The organism is Cupriavidus sp. 2KB_3 (assembly GCF_052115685.1).
Classification (GTDB): Bacteria; Pseudomonadota; Gammaproteobacteria; order Burkholderiales; family Burkholderiaceae; genus Cupriavidus; species Cupriavidus campinensis.
In genome coordinates, this window is the sequence record NZ_JBFRHD010000010.1 from 170,292 (window position 1) to 190,065 (window position 19,774).

At 66.6% G+C, this 19,774-nt stretch carries 17 protein-coding genes; 15 read left to right on the top strand and 2 right to left on the bottom strand.

From position 1 onward, the window contains the following. The first annotated feature begins 30 nt into the window (after nt 1–30). Nucleotides 31–576 carry an outer membrane protein assembly factor BamE domain-containing protein gene (bamE, locus tag AB4120_RS13275; RefSeq protein ID WP_441642365.1) on the top strand — a complete coding sequence of 182 codons (546 nt, stop codon included), beginning with the start codon at nt 31–33 and terminating at the stop codon, nt 574–576. 79 nt (nt 577–655) lie between these two features. Here the strand turns inward: bamE and metG are convergent, their stop codons facing one another. Next, on the bottom strand, nt 656–2,737 hold the full coding sequence (metG, locus tag AB4120_RS13280) for a methionine--tRNA ligase (RefSeq protein WP_441642354.1): 2,082 nt from the start codon (nt 2,735–2,737) through the stop codon (nt 656–658). A gap of 262 nt (nt 2,738–2,999) precedes the next feature. After that, nucleotides 3,000–3,635, bottom strand: a complete 636-nt coding sequence (locus AB4120_RS13285) for an OmpA family protein (protein ID WP_149135349.1) — start codon at nt 3,633–3,635, stop codon at nt 3,000–3,002. Between the two features lie 376 nt (nt 3,636–4,011). On the opposite strand from AB4120_RS13285, the gene apbC reads away from it, so the two are divergent. The 14 genes from apbC to AB4120_RS13355 all read left to right on the top strand — a co-directional run bounded on the left by apbC (nt 4,012) and on the right by AB4120_RS13355 (nt 19,592). After that, nucleotides 4,012–5,100, top strand: a complete 1,089-nt coding sequence (gene apbC, locus AB4120_RS13290) for an iron-sulfur cluster carrier protein ApbC (protein ID WP_144197948.1) — start codon at nt 4,012–4,014, stop codon at nt 5,098–5,100. Between the two features lie 12 nt (nt 5,101–5,112). Next, nucleotides 5,113–5,658: a DUF3305 domain-containing protein gene (locus tag AB4120_RS13295; RefSeq protein ID WP_149135350.1), complete on the top strand. Its 546-nt coding sequence runs from the start codon at nt 5,113–5,115 to the stop codon at nt 5,656–5,658. A gap of 18 nt (nt 5,659–5,676) precedes the next feature. Beyond that, nucleotides 5,677–6,255 (top strand): DUF3306 domain-containing protein, encoded by a 579-nt coding sequence (locus AB4120_RS13300; protein WP_149135351.1) that lies wholly within the window; start codon nt 5,677–5,679, stop codon nt 6,253–6,255. Nucleotides 6,256–6,359: 104 nt separating this feature from the next. Then, complete coding sequence (locus tag AB4120_RS13305) at nt 6,360–8,501, top strand: 4Fe-4S dicluster domain-containing protein (protein WP_441642355.1); 2,142 nt, start codon at nt 6,360–6,362, stop codon at nt 8,499–8,501. A gap of 43 nt (nt 8,502–8,544) precedes the next feature. After that, a complete protein-coding gene (locus AB4120_RS13310; RefSeq protein WP_149135353.1) occupies nt 8,545–9,186 on the top strand; it encodes a TorD/DmsD family molecular chaperone in 642 nt (213 codons plus the stop codon). 175 nt (nt 9,187–9,361) lie between these two features. Further along, nucleotides 9,362–9,583, top strand: coding sequence for a formate dehydrogenase (locus AB4120_RS13315; protein WP_144197953.1), 222 nt, complete (start codon nt 9,362–9,364; stop codon nt 9,581–9,583). 66 nt (nt 9,584–9,649) lie between these two features. After that, nucleotides 9,650–12,706, top strand: coding sequence for a molybdopterin-dependent oxidoreductase (locus tag AB4120_RS13320; protein WP_441642356.1), 3,057 nt, complete (start codon nt 9,650–9,652; stop codon nt 12,704–12,706). Nucleotides 12,707–12,727: 21 nt separating this feature from the next. Continuing rightward, nucleotides 12,728–13,417, top strand: coding sequence for a formate dehydrogenase FDH3 subunit beta (gene fdh3B / locus AB4120_RS13325; protein WP_441642357.1), 690 nt, complete (start codon nt 12,728–12,730; stop codon nt 13,415–13,417). After that, on the top strand, nt 13,414–13,650 hold the full coding sequence (locus tag AB4120_RS13330) for a hypothetical protein (RefSeq protein ID WP_441642358.1): 237 nt from the start codon (nt 13,414–13,416) through the stop codon (nt 13,648–13,650). The genes fdh3B and AB4120_RS13330 overlap by 4 nt, the downstream gene beginning before the upstream one ends. A gap of 14 nt (nt 13,651–13,664) precedes the next feature. Beyond that, nucleotides 13,665–14,873, top strand: coding sequence for a formate dehydrogenase subunit gamma (locus tag AB4120_RS13335; RefSeq protein ID WP_441642359.1), 1,209 nt, complete (start codon nt 13,665–13,667; stop codon nt 14,871–14,873). A gap of 81 nt (nt 14,874–14,954) precedes the next feature. Next, a complete protein-coding gene (locus AB4120_RS13340) occupies nt 14,955–15,545 on the top strand; it encodes a superoxide dismutase family protein (RefSeq protein WP_441642360.1) in 591 nt (196 codons plus the stop codon). Nucleotides 15,546–15,664: 119 nt separating this feature from the next. Continuing rightward, on the top strand, nt 15,665–16,498 hold the full coding sequence (locus tag AB4120_RS13345) for a formate dehydrogenase accessory sulfurtransferase FdhD (RefSeq protein ID WP_441642361.1): 834 nt from the start codon (nt 15,665–15,667) through the stop codon (nt 16,496–16,498). A gap of 127 nt (nt 16,499–16,625) precedes the next feature. Further along, on the top strand, nt 16,626–17,192 hold the full coding sequence (gene dcd, locus AB4120_RS13350) for a dCTP deaminase (protein ID WP_149135358.1): 567 nt from the start codon (nt 16,626–16,628) through the stop codon (nt 17,190–17,192). Nucleotides 17,193–17,327: 135 nt separating this feature from the next. Then, complete coding sequence (locus tag AB4120_RS13355; protein ID WP_149135359.1) at nt 17,328–19,592, top strand: arginine/lysine/ornithine decarboxylase; 2,265 nt, start codon at nt 17,328–17,330, stop codon at nt 19,590–19,592. Nucleotides 19,593–19,774 lie beyond the last annotated feature (182 nt).

Consider the following 19,774-nt stretch of genomic DNA (forward strand, 5'->3'; position numbering starts at 1 on the left):
ACTCACGCGTCGCGCAGACGCCTTGCCACCATGGGACTGATTGCCTCCTTGCTTGCGCTGGTCGGCTGCGACCAGCAGAAAGTGGACGAAGCGATGAAAAAGGCCGGCAACGTGGCCCGCAACACGTGGAACAGCGTGAAGCCGGACAGCCAGCTGTTCAAGGGCATCGAGATCGGCAAATCGACCGAGGATGACGTGCGCCGGCAGGCGGGCAAGCCCGAGATCGTGTGGGAGGAGGCCGATGGCGGCAAGCGGCTGGAGTACCCGCGCGGGCCCGAGGGCGTGACCACGTGGATGGTGACCACCGCGGCGGATGGCACCGTGCGCAGCATCGAACAGGTGCTGACGGCTGAGAATTTCCAGCGCGTGCGGCCGGGCATGAGCCAGGACGGCATCCGGCGCTTGCTCGGCAAGCCGACCAAGGTGGAGGCGTTCGCGCTGAAGCAGGAGGAGGTGTGGGGCTACCGCTGGCTGGAATCGCCCACGGACCGGGCGTTCTTCAACGTCCACTTCAACAGCCAGGGCGTGGTGACGACTACGTCACGCAGCGACGACCCGTCGCGGCAGGGGGGATGAGGGGGTGAAGGGGTGAGGGTGTGAGGGGTTCGCTCCCCCTCCCGCAGGCGGGAAGGGGAGTCGGCAGAGCCGACCGGGATCAGCCGATCCGCATGCCCGGTACCGCACCGCTGTGCGGTTCCAGGATGTACAGGCCCGGATTGGCCTTCTCGTCGGCTGCCGAGGCCGCCAGCACCATGCCCTCGGACATGCCGAACTTCATCTTGCGCGGCGCCAGGTTGGCCACCACCACGGTCAGCTTGCCCACCAGCTGCTCCGGCGTGTAGGCCGACTGGATGCCCGAGAACACGTTGCGGGTCTTGCCTTCGCCGAGATCCAGCGTCAGCTGCAGCAGCTTGCTGGAGCCTTCCACCTTCTCGCACGCCACGATCTTCGCCACGCGCAGGTCGATCCTGGCGAAATCATCGATCGTGATGGTGTCGCCAATCGGCTCGATGCCGGCCGGGGCGCCCTGTGCGCCCTGAGCCTCGCCAGCCGGAGCGGCGGTGGCCTGGAGCGAGTCGCGGTTGGCTGCCACCAGCGCCTCGATCTGCTTGGTATCGACGCGGGTCATCAAGTGGGCGTACGGCTGCACCGGGCGGTCGGCCGACAGTTGCTTGTCGATGGCGCGCCAGTCCAGCGGCTCGATGTTCAGGAAGCGCTCCACGCCCGCGGCCATGGCCGGCACCACCGGCTTCAGGTAGATCGTCAGCAGGCGGAAGGCCTCGAGCGAGACCGAGCAGGCCGCGTGCAGGGCATCGCGCTTCGCCTCGTCCTTGGCCAGCTCCCACGGCTTGTTGGCGTCCACGAAGCCGTTCACGGCATCGGTCAGCTCCATCACCAGGCGCAGTGCCTTGCTGTACTCGCGGCCCTCGTAGAAGGCGGCCAGTTGCGGCGCGGCCTGGCGCAGCTGCACCAGCAGCGGGTTGCCGAGCGCGGCCTCGTTGACCTTGCCGTCGAAGCGCTTGACCAGGAAGCCCGCCGCGCGGCTGGCGATGTTCACATACTTGCCGATCAGGTCGCTGTTCACGCGGGCGACGAAGTCGTCCAGGTTCAGGTCCAGGTCTTCCATGCTCGCGTTGAGCTTGGCCGCGAAGTAGTAGCGCAGCCATTCCGGGTTCATGCCGGTGTCGATATAGCTCTGTGCCGTGATGAAGGTGCCGCGCGACTTGCTCATCTTGGCGCCATCCACGGTCAGGAAGCCGTGCGCGAAGACGTTGGTCGGCGTGCGGTAGCCAGAGAAACGCAGCATGGCCGGCCAGAACAGCGTGTGGAAGTACAGGATGTCCTTGCCGATGAAGTGGTACTGCTCGGCGGTGGAGTGCGGACCGACCCAGGCGTCGAAGTCGATGCCCTTCTTTTCCGCCAGGTTCTTGAAGCTGGCGTAGTAGCCGATCGGGGCGTCCAGCCAGACGTAGAAGTACTTGCCCGGGGCGCCCGGGATCTCGAAGCCGAAGTAGGGGGCGTCACGCGAGATGTCCCAGTCACTCAGCGTGGAGGCCTCGCCTTCGCCGCCCAGCCATTCCTGCATCTTGTTGGCGGCTTCCGGCTGGGCCAGGTCGGCCACCCATTCCCGCAGGAACGACTCGCAGCGCGCATCGGACAGCTTGAAGAAGAAATGCGTGGACGACTTGCGCACCGGCGTGGCGCCCGAGACCACCGAATACGGGTTTTTCAGGTCCGTCGGCACGTACGTTGTGCCGCATACTTCACATGAATCGCCGTATTGGTCCTTGGCGCCGCACTTCGGGCACTCGCCCTTGATGAAGCGGTCCGGCAGGAACATGTTCTTGACGGGGTCGTAGAACTGCTCCACCTCGCGCTCGGCGATCAGGTCCTCGGCCTTCAGGGCCAGGTAGATCTTCTCGCAGAGCTGGCGGTTTTCGTCGGCGTCGGTGCTGTAGTAGTTGTCGAACGAAACCAGGAAGCTGTCGAAATCACGCTTGTGCTCGGTCCAGACGCGGTCGATCAACTGTTTCGGGCTGATGCCTTCCTTCTCGGCGCGCAGCATGACCGGCGTGCCGTGGGTGTCGTCGGCGCCCACGTAATAGACCTCGTTACCCATCATGCGCTGGAACCGGACCCAGATGTCGGTCTGGATGTATTCCACCAGGTGGCCGATGTGGATCTGGCCGTTGGCGTACGGCAGGGCGGATGTGACGAGGATGCGACGTGCGGTCATGAAGGAGGCCGGGGAATGATGATGAGGTCCGGCGGGCCGCCGGAGGGCGGGCGCGAGGACGGAAAGCGGCTATTTTAGCAAGCGGGGCGCCGGCGCGTCCGGAATCGGCATGGCAAACCGTTCGACCAAAAAAAAGCGCCGGTTGGTACCGGCGCAGCTTTCCACAACGGAAAAGGAGGAGAAATCAGATACCGCCCGGGAGGTCAGCCACCCATCGCGAGCCAGCAACGGTGGCAAGCGGTATCTGAACGGTATGACCGGCCTACCCCTGAATTGGTTTCAAGAAAATTTCGACTCGTCGATTTTGGGCCCGGCCGGCCTCGGTGGCGTTGTCCGCCACCGGCTGGGTCTGGCCCCGGCCCTCGGCGCTCAGGCGGTTCCGGGCGACGCCTCGGTCACCCAGGTAGGACGCCACGCTCTGGGCGCGGCGCTGCGAGAGCTGCATGTTGTAGTTCGGGTTGCCGGTGCTGTCCGTGTGGCCTACCACGTTGGCAACCACGTCCTGGTGCTGGCCCAGGGTCTGCGCCACCTGGTCGAGCACCGAGCGGAACGACGGCTTGATGCTCGCGCTGTCCGTATCGAACGTCACCTGGCTCGGGATATTCACCTTGAGCGAGCCATCCGGCTGCTCGGTGATCTGGGTGCCCGTGCCCGCCGTGTCCTTGTTCAGCTTGCCGCGGATGGCATTCCAGTTGTAGCCGGTGGCCCCGCCCACGGCGCCGCCCACCGCTGCGCCCACGAGCGTGCCAGTGGTGTTGCCGCCGATCAGGTTGCCCAGGCCGGCACCCACGGCCGCGCCCACGCCAGTGCCGACCGCGGTATGGGTCTGCTGCTCCGTGGCGCAACCGGCCAGAGCTGCGGCAACGGCGAGCGAGACGGTGACAAGCTTGAATCTCATGCTTTCTCCTTCTGATGACATGCTGGGATATTTCACAAATGTTCGGCCAACGGCATACCGCATGGTAACTGCATCCGCCGGATTGACGTAGCGAGCGCCCACAAGTTTCATCATGCGTTTGAAAACAAGCAGGACGAGAGGGGGCGGGGCCTTGCCGGCGTTGCCACGGGCGGGAGGCCGGGCACAGGCGCACTACAATAGGGACATGGCAGCACCCGCACAAGGGCAAACGTGTCAGAGATGTAAATGTCTGTAATTCCACACTCGATGGAGGGGATCTCGCCCCGCGCTATCGCACCCCTGGCTGCTCCTTCATACTTTGATACATTACGCGCCTGATCCCCACCGACCTATATATAAAGAAGCGGAGTCTGCCTTGAGCCTCACCATTGAACAGGTAACCGATGCCCTGCGCACCGTGATCGATCCCAACACGGGCCGCGACCTGGTGTCCACGCGCTCCGCCCGCAACGTGCGGGTGGACGGCGGCGATGTCTCGGTGGAAGTGGAACTGGGCTATCCGGGCAAGAGCCAGTTCGAGCCGATCCGCAAGCTCGTGATCGGCGCGCTGCGCAGCCTGCCGGGCGTGACCAATGTCAGCGTGGCCGTGACCATGAAGATCGTCGCCCACGCGGTGCAGCGCGGCGTGAAGCTGCTGCCGGGCGTGAAGAACGTGATTGCGGTGGCCTCGGGCAAGGGCGGGGTGGGCAAGTCCACCACGGCCGTGAACCTGGCGCTGGCGCTGGCCGCCGAGGGTGCCCGCGTGGGCATGCTCGACGCCGATATCTACGGCCCGAGCCTGCCGATGATGCTGGGCATCGACGGCCGCCCCGAGTCCGCCGACGGCCAGACCATGGAGCCGCTGGAGGGCCACGGCCTGCAGGCCAACTCGATCGGCTTCCTGATCGAGCAGGACAATCCGATGGTGTGGCGCGGCCCGATGGTCACGTCCGCCCTGGAACAACTGCTGCGCCAGACCAACTGGCACGACCTGGACTACCTGATCGTCGACATGCCGCCGGGCACCGGCGACATCCAGCTGACGCTGTCGCAGAAGGTGCCCGTGACCGGCGCTGTGATCGTGACCACGCCGCAGGACATCGCGCTGCTGGACGCCCGCAAGGGGCTCAAGATGTTCGAGAAGGTCGGCATTCCGATCCTCGGCATCGTCGAGAACATGGCGGTCTACTGCTGCCCGAACTGCGGCCATGTCGAACATATCTTCGGCGAAGGCGGCGGCGACAAGATGAGCAGCGAGTATGGCGTGGACCTGCTCGGCAGCCTGCCGCTGAACCTGTCGATCCGCCAGCAGGCCGATTCGGGCCGCCCCACCGTGGTGGCCGAGCCGGACAGCCCGATTGCCGGCATCTACCGTGAAGTGGCGCGCAAGGTGGCCATAAAAGTGGCGGATAAGGCGCGTGATATGACCAACAAGTTCCCCAGCATCGTCGTGCAGAACACCTGAGGCCACGCCGCCATGGACGAACCGCTTCCTGCCTCGCCGGTCTCCCCAGAGACTCCGCCCGCCGGCCGTCCTGCGGTGACCATGGCCGTGGTAATGCGCAAGGTGCCGCTGGCCAACCGCTGGCAGCCCTGGAAGTGGGAGCTGGACGCGGTGCTGCCAGACCTTGGCGAATACGGCGCGGCGCCACTGCGGCTCGATGCCGACAGCCACGGCGCGCGCTGGCTCTATCCGGGCCATCCCGTGACGCTGTATCGCGACGAGGGCGAGGGCTACTACCTCAACCTGACCTCGACCACGCCGTGCTGGTTCGTGCTGTGGCGCATGGCCGAGGAGCCCGATGCCGATGGCGAGACCCGCGCCGTGCCGGTGACGGTGACGCTTTCCTACAACGAGGCCGGGCGCTGGCTCGATGCTGGCGAAAGCGTGGAAAACGTGCCGCTGGAGCCCGCGCAGCGGGAGTGGCTCGAAGCGTTCACGCACGAGAACTATCGCCCCGAGCCCAAGAAACGGCGCCGTCCGGAGTCGTTCAAGGCGCCGGAAGACCGTGCGCGGTACTGACCGGCGCCGGAGCCTGCCATGAGCGACGCCGATTCCTCCTTCCTCTCGCGCTGGTCGCGCCGCAAGGCCGCCGTGCGCGAGGGCCAGCCGGTGCCGGCCGAGCCCGTGCTGGCGCCCGATGCCGCCCCGGTGGCGGTCACGGAAGGCCCCGCTGCGCCGCCTGCCGATCCTCAGGAAGCCGCGCCGCTGCCCACCCTGGCCGACGTGGCGCTGCTGCAGCCGGGTGACAACATCGCCCGCTTCGTGGCGCGTGGCGTGGACGAGACGGTCAAGCGCGCCGCGCTGAAGACCCTGTTCGCCGATCCGCACTTCAATGTGATGGACGGGCTGGACACCTATATCGACGACTACGGCAAGCCAGACCCGATTCCGCTCGATGTGCTGCGCCGGCTGACCCAGTCGGAGACGCTCGGGCTGTTCGACCCGATCGAGGAAGAAGAAGGGGAAAAGGAGGAGGAGGGCGAGGTAGCGGCCGATCCCAAGGCGCTGGAGGCCCCGCCATCCCCGGAAATCGAAGTCGCGCAAGCCCAGCCCCAGCCTGACACACTCGCCGACGATACCCCCATCCCATCCCTCCCTGCGGATAAACGCGCGTAGCCCTGCGCCGCGTGTGGGCCTAGAATGGGCCACCCCTACAAATCCGCCGGCCGGAAGACCCTCCGCAACGAAGAGGGCGCCAGGCCGGCAAGCAGTCTTGCCCCATGCCGACGCTGATCTGCAATTGCAACGACACCATGCCGCTTGACGGGGCGGCACTGTCCGATGCCTCTGGTTCCCTGAAGGTCCACCGCCTGCTGTGCCGGCGTGAAATCGGCGATTTCCGCCAGGCGCTCGATGGCGCGGAAGACGTCATCGTGGCCTGTACCCAGGAAAGCCCGCTGTTCACCGAGGTGGCTGGCGCCGCGCGCGAGGGCGGTGTGGTCACCGCGCCGGTGCGCTTCGTCAATATCCGCGAGACCGGCGGTTGGTCGCAGGGCGCACGCCGCGACCCGGCCACCGCGAACGCCAAGATCGCCGCCCTGCTGGCCGTCGCGGCGCTGCCCGAGCCCGATCCGGTGGCCGTGGTGGACTACCGCTCGCAGGGCACCGTGCTGGTACTGGGCCCCGCCGCGCGGGCGCTGCCATGGGCGGGCCGGCTCACCGAGGCCGGCCTCGAAGTCACCGTGCTGCTGACCGGCGCATCGATCAGCGATGTGACACCGCCCGCCAGCCGCGCGTGGCCCGTCCACAGCGGCACGCTGGCCAGCCTGACCGGCTGGCTCGGCAACTTCACGGCCAGCTGGCGGACCGGCGCCGGCCAGAGCAACCCGATCGACCTCGACCTCTGCACGCGCTGCAACGCCTGCGTGGATGCCTGCCCGGAAGGCGCGATCGACTTCAGCTACCAGATCGACCTGGACCGCTGCCGCGACCATCGCGACTGCGTGAAGGCCTGCGGCGCGGCGGCGGCGATCGACTTCGACCGACCTGCCGCCACCGCCGAGGCGCGCTTCGACCTCGTTTTCGACCTCAACGACACCCCGGCCTTCGCGATGCACCAGCCCCCGCAGGGCTACCTGCATGCGGGCGCCGACGTGGCGCGCCAGCATGCCCACGCGCTGCAACTGCAACAGCTGGTGGGCGAGTTCGAGAAGCCCAAGTTCTTCCGCTACAAGGAAAGCCTGTGCGCCCACGGCCGTAACCAGACCACGGGCTGCACCGCATGTATCGACATTTGCTCGACCCAGGCGATTGGCTCGCGCTGGCGCGATGGCAAGGGCTCCATCGAGGTCACGCCCAACCTCTGCATGGGCTGCGGGGCCTGCACCACGGTCTGCCCGACCGGCGCCATCAGCTACGGTTACCCCGGCCCGGAGACGCTCGGCGAGCGCCTGCGTACGCTGGTCACCACCTACAACGCCGCCGGCGGCCGCGATGCCGTGCTGCTGTTGCACGGTGAGGAGCATGGCACCCCGGCCATCCTGGCGCTGGGCCGCGCGGCCCGAGCCGGGCAGGCGCGCGGCGTGCCGCCCAACGTGATCCCCGTGCCGGTATTCCACCCGGCCGCCACCGGCATCGAACTCTGGCTGGCGGCGCTGAGCTGGGGCGCGAACGGCGTGGCCGTGTTGCTGACGGGCGATGAGGCCCCGCAGTACCGCGCCGCGCTGGTCGAGCAGATGGGCGTGGCGCGCGCCATTGTCGAAGGCCTGGGCTATCGCGGATTGCGGCTGACGCTGGTGGAAGCGAGCGACGTGGGCGGGCTGGATGCCGGCCTGGCCGCGCTCGCCAGCCCGCCGGCGCGCGTGACGGCGCCGCCGCCGGCCAGCTTCCGCGCCGCGCTGGCCAAGCGCGAGACGCTCGACTTCGCTATCGACCATCTCGCCCGCCATGCCCCGGTGCCGGCCGAGGCGGTGCCGCTGCCCGCCGGCGCGCCGCTGGGCGCCATTACCGTGGATACGGGCCGCTGCACGCTGTGCATGGCCTGCGTGGGGGCGTGCCCGTCCAACGCGCTGCGCGACAACGCGGAGCGTCCGCTGCTGGCCTTTATCGAACGCAACTGCGTGCAGTGCGGGCTGTGCGAGACCACCTGCCCGGAGGACGCCATCGCGCTGGTGCCGCGCCTGCTGACGGGCGAGGGCGCCCGCCGCACGGTGACGCTGAACGAGACCCAACCGTTCCACTGCATCCGCTGCGCCAAGCCGTTCGGCACCGCCCAGATGGTGCAGTCGATGCTGGTCCGGCTGGCTGGCCATCCGGCCTTTGCGGGCGCCAACGCGGACCGGCTGAAGATGTGTGCCGACTGCCGCGTGGTGGACATGATCGAAAAAGACACCGGCGCGACGCGCGGGGCCACGCTCCAGTAGCACGCATCGCCCCTGGAGTGCGGCCGACCATACCTATCAAGACATGACAGATTTCCAGCCGATTCAGCTGATCCCGCCCGTGCCGGCCCCCGGCGAGCCCGACGCCGAGGACATGGCCCGTGCAGACCTCTACGGCCTGCTGGCCACGCTGTTCTTCCAGCCGCCCGATGCCGCGCTGCTCCACCATATCGCCGCCAACCGCGCCAGCGACGAGGACGCCCGTACGGTGCTGGGCCAGGCCTGGAACGCATTGTGCGACGCAGCATCGACGACCACCGCCGAGGAGGCCGCCGACGAGTACGCGCGCCTGTTCGTCGGCGTGGGCAAGCAGGAGGTCTTCCTGTACGGCTCCTATTACCTGGCCGGCTTCCTGAACGAGCGCCCGCTGGTGGCGCTGCGCGACGACCTGGCCCGCTACGGGCTGACCCGGCACGAGGGCATCAGCGAGACCGAGGACCACATCGCCACGCTGTGTGAGGTCATGCGCTTCCTGGTGGCGGGGGACGATGTGGCGATCTGCAACCCCGGCGAGCAGCAGCGCTTCTTTGCCCGCCATATGCAGCCGTGGATGGAGCGGCTCTGCGACGCGCTGGTCGCGCACCCGCAGGCACAGTTCTACCGCAGTGCGGCAGAGCTGCTGCGTGCGTTCAGCGGCGTGGAGGCGGTAGCGCTGGAGATGCACTGAGGCAGGGCGATTGTGTGAAAGCCGTGTGAAAGGCCAACGCAAGCATCGGGTTTATCCGCAGTTTGAGGATTTTCCGATTGACAGTGTGGTCTTTCAATTAGCTTCAATCTAGAATATGCAAGACAAGGCATAAATAGATCATCCATCGGTAGCGCAAAACCGACAGGAGCCCCCTATGAAAGACAAGCAATCCCGGGTCGCACGCCGCACCTTTCTGGCAGGGGCTGGCGTGGTTGCCGCTGCCGGTGCTGCCGCCGTGGCCACGCGCGGGCAGTCGGCGCTGGCCGATGCCATCGCGCCGCCCACTGCCGCCGATGCGGCCGATCCCGCGCCCGACAGCCAGGGCTACCGGGTCTCCGCCCATATCCGCAAGTACTACCGCACCACGCTGATCTAGACGACGCGCACGGCGTGCCGGCTGGCGCGCCCTGTGTGTCGTCCCCCTCTTTCGCCGAGGCAAGACATGATCCTGACCCGCAAGCGCGCGGACCAAGGCCAGACCGACCGGGTTGCGAACCGGCTCGCCGACCCGACCCTTCCGCAGGGCCATTCCTCCAGCAACGGCAGCAGCAATGCCAATGGGCGCCTGGCGTCCCGCCTGGCCGCCGGGCTGGCCGGAGCGATGCCGACGATGGATCGGCGCAGCTTCCTCAAGCGGTCCGGCATCGGCGTGGGCGCCGGGCTGGCTGCCACGCAACTGACCCTGATCCGCAAGGCCGATGCCGATGACGGCAAGGCCGGCGCCGGGGCCGGCAAGGGCGAGATCGTGGTGCGGCGCACCGTGTGCGGCCACTGCTCGGTGGGCTGCGCGGTGGATGCCGTGGTGCAGAACGGCGTCTGGGTGCGCCAGGAACCGGTTTTCGACTCGCCGATCAACATGGGCGCGCACTGCGCCAAGGGCGCCGCGCTGCGCGAGCACGGCCACGGCGAGTACCGGCTCAAGTACCCGATGAAGCTGGTCAACGGCAAGTACCAGAAGATCAGCTGGGACCAGGCGCTGGACGAGATCACGGCGAAGATGAAGGCCATCCGCCAGGAGACCGGCCCCGATTCGATGTTCTTCGTCGGCTCCTCCAAGCACAGCAACGAGCAGGCGTACCTGCTGCGCAAGTGGGTGTCCTTCTTCGGCACCAACAATACCGACCACCAGGCGCGCATCTGCCACTCCACCACCGTGGCCGGCGTGGCGAACACCTGGGGCTACGGGGCGATGACCAACTCGTACAACGATATGCAGAACGCCAAGGCGGCGCTGTATATCGGCTCCAACGCGGCGGAGGCGCACCCGGTGTCGATGCTGCACCTGCTGCACGCCAAGGAGAACGGCTGCAAGGTGATCGTGGTGGATCCGCGCTACACCCGCACGGCGGCCAAGGCGCACCACTACGTGCGCATCCGCTCGGGCACCGACATCGCCTTCCTGTTCGGCGTGCTGTACCACATCTTCCAGAACGGCTGGGAAGATCCCAAGTACCTGAACGACCGTGTCTACGGCATGGACAAGGTCAAGGCCGAGGTGCTGGCCAAGTGGACCCCGGACAAGGTGGAGGAAGTCTGCGGCGTGCCCGAGGCCCAGGTGAAGCTGGTGGCCGAGACCATGGCGAAGAACCGCCCGTCCACGCTGGTCTGGTGCATGGGCCAGACCCAGCACACCATCGGCAACGCCATCGTGCGCGCTTCCTGCATCGTGCAGCTGGCGCTGGGCAATATTGGCGTGTCGGGCGGCGGCGCCAACATCTTCCGTGGCCACGACAACGTGCAGGGCGCCACCGACGTGGGCCCGAACCCCGACTCCCTGCCGGGCTACTACGGCCTGGCCACCGGCGCGTGGAAGCACTACGCGGCGGTGTGGGGCGTGGACTACGAATGGATCAAGAAGCAGTTCGTCTCGCAGACGATGATGGAGAAGTCCGGCACCACGGTGTCCCGCTGGATCGACATCGTGACCGAGAAGAGCGACCTGATCGACCAGGACAACAACGTGCGCGGCGTGTTCTTCTGGGGCCACGCCCCGAACTCGCAGACGCGCGGCCTGGAGATGAAGCGCGCGCTGGACAAGCTCGACCTGCTGGTGGTGGTGGACCCGTACCCCTCCGCCACGGCCGCCATGGCCAACATGACGCCGGCCGAGGGCGACAAGATCAACCCGAACCGCGCCGTCTACCTGCTGCCGGCGGCCACCCAGTTCGAGACCTCGGGCTCGTGCACGGCCTCCAACCGCTCGCTGCAATGGCGCGAGAAGGTCATCGAGCCGCTGTTCGAGTCGATGCCCGACCACACCATCATGCAGGCCTTCGCCGATAAGCTCGGCTTTGGCAAGGAGCTGTCCAAGCACTACAAGATGATCGAGGTCAAGCGCGCCGGCCGCACCTGGCAGGAGCCCGAGACGGAATCGATCTTGCGCGAGATCAACGCCAGCAACTGGACCATCGGCTATACGGGCCAGTCGCCGGAGCGGCTCAAGTCCCATATGCGCAACATGCAGATGTTCGATGTGCGCACGCTGCGCTGCAAGAGCGGCAAGGACCCGGTCACCGGCTACGACCTGACTGGCGATTACTTCGGCCTGCCGTGGCCGTGCTACGGCACGCCCGAACTCAAGCACCCGGGATCGCCCAATCTGTATGACACCTCGAAGCACGTCATGGAAGGCGGCGGCAACTTCCGCGCCAACTTCGGCGTGGAGCGCGATGGGGTGAATCTGCTGGCCGAGGATGGCTCCTGCTCGGCCGGGGCGGAGATCACCACCGGCTACCCCGAGTTCGACCACGTGCTGCTCAAGAAGCTGGGCTGGTGGGACGACCTGACCGACGCCGAGAAGAAGGCCGCCGAGGGCAAGAACTGGAAGACCGATCTTTCGGGCGGGATCCAGCGCGTGGTCATGAAGAACCACGGTTGCCATCCGTTCGGCAACGCCAAGGCGCGCGCCGTGGTCTGGAACTTCCCCGACCCGATCCCGCAGCACCGTGAGCCGCTGTACTCCACGCGGCCGGACATGGTCGCCAAGTATCCGACCCACGACGACAAGATGGCGTTCTGGCGCCTGCCCACGCTGTACAAGTCGGTGCAGCAGCGCAACATCGAGAACAAGATCTACGAGAAGTTCCCGATCATCCTGACCTCGGGCCGGCTGGTGGAGTACGAGGGCGGCGGCGAGGAAACCCGCTCCAACCCGTGGCTGGCCGAGCTGCAGCAGGAGAACTTCGTCGAGATCAACCCGCAGGCGGCGTCGGCGCGGGGTATCCGCAACGGCGACTACTGCTGGGTGCGCACGCCTACCGGCGCCCGCCTCAAGGTGCGCGCGCTGGTGACGGAACGCGTGGGCGTGGACACGGCGTTCATCCCGTTCCACTTCTCGGGCTGGTGGGAAGGCAAGGATCTCAAGCAGTTCTATCCCGACGGCGCGTACCCGATCGTCCGGGGGGAGGCCGTGAACACGGCCACCACCTACGGCTACGACTCGGTGACGATGATGCAGGAAACCAAGACCACCGTTTGCCAGATCGAGCGGTTTGCCTGAGCCTGAGAGACGGAGAGACACATGGCACGCATGAAATTCATCTGTGACGCCGAGCGCTGCATCGAATGCAACAGCTGCGTCACCGCCTGCAAGAACGAGCACGAGGTGCCCTGGGGCGTCAACCGACGCCGCGTGGTGACGATCAACGATGGCGTGGTCAACGCCGAGAAGTCCATCTCGGTGGCCTGCATGCACTGCTCGGACGCGCCCTGCATGGCCGTCTGCCCGGTGGACTGCTTCTACCGCACCGACGACGGCGTGGTGTTGCACGACAAGGACGTGTGCATCGGCTGCGGCTACTGCTCCTACGCCTGCCCCTTCGGCGCCCCGCAGTTCCCCAGCGAGGGCACCTTCGGCGTGCGAGGCAAGATGGACAAGTGCACGTTCTGCGCCGGCGGCCCGGAGAAGAACGGCAGCGAGGAAGAATTCGAGAAGTACGGCCGCAACCGGCTGGCCGAGGGCAAGCTGCCGCTCTGCGCGGAAATGTGCTCGACCAAGGCCCTGCTGGGCGGCGATGGCGACGTGATTGCCGACATCCTGCGCAACCGCGTGGTCAAGCGCGGCACGGGCGGCGATGTGTTCGGCTGGGGCACGGCCTACGGCAAGCCACAGGCGCCGGCCAATCCCGCCAATCCCGGATCGCCGGCGGCCCCCGGCACCCCGCAGGGCAGCGCGCCCGGCACCCCGGCCGGCGGAGGGCAGCCGTCATGACCCGCACCGCGCTCATCGTATCGATGCTGGCCGCCGCCGCGCTGCTGGCCGCGTGCAGCGAGAAGCCGCAGACCGTCTCGTCCACGCACAAGAAGGCGGATTCCGTCGCCTGGCAAGGCGCCCCCGGCGACCCGTTCGTGGCCAAGGGCTGGACGGCGGGCGACAAGGACAGCTGGCAGCGTCAGATCCATCAGCGCAACCAGTACCAGAACGAGTACAACCGCACCCAATGAGCGGGGGAGGCGCCATGACCCTCATCCAGACCCTCAATTCCCTGCTGGCCGGGGTGGTCCTTGCCGCCGGTGTCGCGGGCGCGGCGCTGGCGCAGACGCCGGCCTCGCCGCCTTCTGCGCCAACCTCGGCGCCAACCTCGGCGCAGACCCCGGGCCAGGCCCAGGCGGACGCCAACAATCCCGCCACGCACCCGGTGCAGCCGTTCGCGGGCGTGGCCAGCGAGAACATCTTCAACATACCCCGGCGCGACGTGGCCGCCGAGGCCCGCTCGCAGCAGGAGCGCTCGGTGACCCAGCCGGGCAACAACGCGCCGGTCTGGCGCGAGGTCAACTCGGACCAGCACCACTACAGCAGCCTGCCCGCCAAGGAAGCCGGCGTGCTGATCCAGCGCACCGGCCAGCAATGGCGGCTGTTCCGCAATGGCGTGCTGACGGTCTGGGGCGGCTGGATCCTGATCCTCGTGCCGGCGGCGATCCTGGCCTTTTTCGCCTGGCGCCGGACCATCCCGCTGAAATCCCCGCGCACGGGCCGGATGATCGAGCGCTTTACGCCCACCGAGCGCTTCGTGCACTGGGCCGTGGCCATCTCCTTCGTGATCCTGGCGATCTCGGGCATCGTGATCCTGTTCGGCAAGCACTTCCTGCTACCGATCATGGGGCACACGCTGTTCGGCTGGCTCACCTACATTCTCAAGAACCTGCACAACCTGACCGGGCCGGTGTTCACGCTGTCGATCATCGCCACCTTCGTGGTGTTCGTGCGTGACAACGTGCCGAACCGCTCGGACGTGCTCTGGGTGCGCAAGCTCGGCGGGCTCGCCACGGGCGCCCATGTGCCCAGCGCGCGCTTCAACGCCGGCGAGAAGATGTGGTTCTGGGGCGGCATGGTGCTGCTGGGGCTGGTCCTCTCGGCCTCCGGCTGGGTGCTCGACATGATCGTGCCGGGCCTGGACTACTACCGCGCCACGATGCAGATCGCCCACGTGATCCATGGGGTCTCCGCCGTGGTGATGATCGTGCTGGCCTGCGGCCATATCTATATGGGCACCATCGGCATGGAGGGCGCCTACCGTGCCATGCGCGATGGCTACGTGGATGAGGCCTGGGCCCGGGAGCACCATCAGATCTGGTACGACGACATCCAGTCCGGCAAGATTCCCGCCCAGCGCTCCACGCCCCGGGACGACACGCCGCGCGCGCGGCCGCGTCCCGGCGAAGTGTGACGGATTTCCGCAGCGCACCATGCACCCGGCCGGGGCGGCGTTACAATCGCCACGGCAGTCATCTCTAGAGGAGGGTTTGGCATGAAACGTGTACTTTGCGGTTTGGCAGTGGGCACCGCCGTGGCAATGATGGCGGGTTGTGGAACCTCGGGCACCAGCAGCGAAGCGGCCAGCGCCAGCGCGGCCCCGGCTGCCGCGCCGGCAGCGGCACGGGTGACCGTGGGCGCCAAGGCGGCGGCATCGTTGCAGTCCAAGAGCGGCACCAATACCGCGGGCCGCGTCACGTTCGACCAGCAGACGGCCGGCGTGATGGTGGTGGTGACGGTCACGGGCCTGCCGCCGGGCACCTCGCATGGTTTCCATGTCCACGAGAAGGGCGATTGCTCGGCCCCTGACGCGATGAGCGCTGGCGGCCATTTCAACCCGTCCGGCAAACCGCACGGCCAGATGACCATGCCCGAGCACCATGCCGGCGACATGAACAACCTGACCGCCGACGCCAGCGGCAACGCACGCGTGCAGTTCCTGATGCCGGACGTGACCGTCGGCGCGGGCCCGAACAGCGTGATCGGCAAGGCCGTGGTGGTTCACAAGGACCCGGACGACTATCGCACCCAGCCGACCGGCAATTCCGGTGGCCGGATCGCGTGTGGCGTGATCGCCGCCTCCTGATCGTTCACCGTATCTCGCTATAGCCAGTCGTTCCGCGGTACGAAACGCCCCCTGAAACCGGCCCGATGGCGGCAACCCGCCACGGGCCGGCACCTATCCCGCCCCTGCCCCCCAGCCCCATGTCCCTGCGCCCCGAGTTGACCCATGCCGCCGTGCCGCTGATCGAGGAGGTGGAGGTCGTTGACGAACAGGGCCGCGTGCGGCCGGCCTGGCTGCCGGGCGAGCGGCCGCTGACGGTCTACCTCGACAAACGCGAACTGGTGACCCTGATGACGCTGGGCGGCTCGCCCGAGCACCTGGTGCTGGGCTACCTGCGCAACCAGCGGCTGGTGGAATCCATCGAGGATATCGCCGCGATCCAGGTGGACTGGGAGACCGATTCGGCCGCCGTGACCACCCGCACCGGCGTGGACCGCATCGAGGAACGCACCGCGCGCCGCGTGGTGACCACGGGATGCGGGCAGGGCACGGTGTTCGGCTCGCTGCTGGACGAGGTGGACAACATCCGCCTGCCCGGCGACGCCACGCTCACCCAGGAAACCCTCTACGCGATCATCGACACCATCCGCCTGCAGCAGTCGGTCTACAAGCAGGCCGGGTCGGTGCACGGCTGCGCGCTGTTCCGGGGGAGCGAGCTGCTGATGTTCGTGGAGGACGTAGGCCGGCACAACGCGGTGGATGCCATCGCCGGCAGGATGTGGCTGGAAGGCATGACCGGCGAGGACAAGGTCTTCTACACCACGGGCCGGCTGACCTCCGAGATGGTGATCAAGGGTGCGCAGATGGGCATTCCATTCCTGCTGTCCCGCTCCGGCGTGACCCAGATGGGCTACCAGATGGCCCAGCGGGTCAACCTGAGCCTGTTCGCGCGCTGCACCGGCAAGCATTTCCTGCTGTATACCGGGCGCGAGCGGTTCCGCCACAGCCAGCCCGAGGCGGCCGCGCCGGCCTGAGGGGTAGCCGGACGGGTGGCCGGAGGGGCGGCCCGCGGCGGGCGGCGCCCGGATTGGTTGTACAATGCGGCCCATTCCAGCGGCACCGGCCCGGCCGGGCTGCCCATCGTCCATTCCGCCAGCCTATATGAGCATCAAATCCGACAAGTGGATCCGCCGCATGGCGGAACAGCACGCCATGATCGAGCCGTTCGAGCCCGGTCAGGTGCGGGAGCAGGACGGCCGCAAGATCGTCTCCTACGGCACATCGAGCTACGGCTACGATATCCGCTGCGCGGACGAGTTCAAGATCTTCACCAATATCAACAGCACCATCGTCGATCCGAAGAACTTCGACGAGAAGTCCTTCGTGGACTTCAAGGGCGATGTCTGCATCATCCCGCCGAACTCGTTCGCGCTGGCCCGCACGATGGAGTACTTCCGCATTCCGCGCAGCGTGCTGACCATCTGCCTGGGCAAGAGCACGTACGCGCGCTGCGGCATTATCGTCAACGTGACCCCGTTCGAGCCGGAGTGGGAAGGCTACGTGACGCTGGAGTTCTCGAACACCACTCCGCTGCCCGCCAAGATCTACGCCGGCGAGGGCTGCGCCCAGGTGCTGTTCTTCGAGAGCGACGAAATCTGCGAGACCTCGTACGCTGACCGCGGCGGCAAGTACCAGGGCCAGCACGGTGTCACACTGCCCAAGACCTGACCGCATTACAATGCCGGCGTCCGGACCGACGGCCGCCACTATTTGACGAAAGAGCCACATGACGCCGCCTGGGAGAACCTTCCGGCGGCCATGTGGCTCAAGTCTTTCCAAAGCCTTCTCATCAAGGATTGCCCGATGAAATTCCGCTTCCCCGTCATCATCATCGACGAAGACTTCCGCTCCGAGAACATTTCCGGCTCGGGCATCCGCGCGCTGGCAGAGGCCATCGAGCGCGAAGGCATGGAAGTGATGGGCCTGACCAGCTACGGCGACCTGACGTCGTTCGCCCAGCAGTCCAGCCGGGCATCGTCGTTCATCGTCTCGATCGACGACGACGAGTTCGTGCGCGCCGACGACCAGCCCGAAGCCGCCGCCATCGAGAAACTGCGGGCGTTCGTGAATGAAGTGCGCCGTCGCAATTCGGACCTGCCGATCTTCCTGTATGGCGAGACGCGTACCTCGCGCCATATCCCCAACGATATCCTGCGCGAGCTGCACGGCTTCATCCACATGTTCGAGGACACGCCCGAGTTCGTGGCGCGTCACATCATCCGCGAAGCCCGCGTCTACCTGGACACCCTGGCGCCGCCGTTCTTCAAGGCCCTGATCGCCTACGCGCAGGACAGCTCGTACTCGTGGCACTGCCCGGGACACTCTGGCGGCGTGGCGTTCCTGAAGAGCCCGGTGGGGCAGGTGTTCCACCAGTTCTTCGGCGAGAACATGCTGCGCGCCGACGTCTGCAACGCCGTGGACGAACTGGGCCAGCTGCTGGACCACACTGGCCCGGTGGCGGCATCCGAGCGCAATGCCGCGCGGATCTTCAACTCGGACCACATGTACTTCGTGACCAACGGCACGTCGACCTCGAACAAGATGGTCTGGCACGCCAACGTGGCCCCGGGGGACATCGTAGTGGTAGACCGCAACTGCCACAAGTCGATCCTGCACGCGATCATGATGACTGGCGCGATTCCGGTGTTCCTGATGCCGACGCGCAACCACTACGGCATCATCGGCCCGATCCCGAAGAGCGAGTTCGACCCGGAGACCATCCGCCGCAAGATCGCCAACCACCCGTTCGCCAGCAAGGCCAAGAACCAGAAGCCGCGTATCCTGACGATCACCCAGGGCACCTACGACGGCGTGCTGTACAACGCCGAGCAGATCAAGGAGATGCTGGCGAGCGAGATCGACACGCTGCACTTCGACGAAGCCTGGCTGCCGCACGCCGCCTTCCACGACTTCTACCGCAACATGCACGCGATTGGCCGCGACCGCCCGCGCAGCAAGGACGCGCTGGTGTTCGCCACACAGTCCACCCACAAGCTGCTGGCAGGGCTGTCGCAGGCGTCCCAGATTCTGGTGCAGGACTCCGAGACCCGCAAGCTGGACCGCTACCGGTTCAACGAGGCCTACCTGATGCATACCTCGACGAGCCCGCAGTACTCGATCATCGCCTCGTGCGATGTGGCGGCGGCGATGATGGAAGCCCCCGGCGGCACCGCGCTGGTCGAGGAAAGCATCCAGGAGGCGATGGACTTCCGCCGTGCCATGCGCAAGGTGGAGGGCGACTACGAGGCCGGCAACAACGGCGACTGGTGGTTCAAGGTCTGGGGCCCGGACGCGCTGATCGAAGACGGCATCGGTGACCGCGAGGCCTGGATCCTGCAGGCCAACGAGCGCTGGCACGGCTTTGGCGACCTGGCCGACGGCTTCAACCTGCTCGACCCGATCAAGGCCACCCTGATCACCCCGGGGCTGGACGTGGACGGCGAGTTCAGCGAGCGCGGCATCCCGGCGGCCATCGTCACCAAGTACCTGGCCGAGCACGGCATCATCATCGAGAAGACGGGCCTGTACTCGTTCTTCATCATGTTCACCATCGGCATCACCAAGGGCCGCTGGAACTCGCTGGTCACTGAATTGCAACAATTCAAGGACGATTACGACCAGAACCAGCCGCTCTGGCGCGTGCTGCCGGAGTTCGTCGGCAAGTACCCGCAGTACGAGCGCATGGGCCTGCGTGATCTCTGCGACGCGATCCACAGCGTCTACAAGGCCAACGACGTGGCGCGTGTGACGACGGAGATGTACCTGTCGGACATGGAGCCGGCCATGAAGCCGTCGGACGCCTGGGCGATGATGGCCCACCGCGAGATCGAGCGCGTGCCCGTGGACGAGCTGGAAGGCCGCGTCACCGCCATCCTGCTGACGCCGTACCCGCCGGGCATTCCGCTGCTGATTCCGGGCGAGCGCTTCAACCGGACCATCGTCCAGTACCTGAAGTTCGCACGTGAGTTCAACAAGCTGTTCCCGGGCTTCGAGACAGACATCCACGGTCTGGTGGAAGACGATGTGGATGGCCAGAAGGCTTATTTTGTGGATTGCGTGAAGCAGTAAGCCGGGCCTCACTCGAACCAAGAAAGACGCCTCGCGATTGAACTGCACCCCAAAAGTTGGACACCAACTTTTGGGGTGTTTTTTCATGTATCGGTACTCGGAGCAGTTCAGGCTGACAGTTATCCAGAGCTACCTGGACGGTCAGGCAGGCTATGGTGAGATCGCCAAACGCCATGAAATAG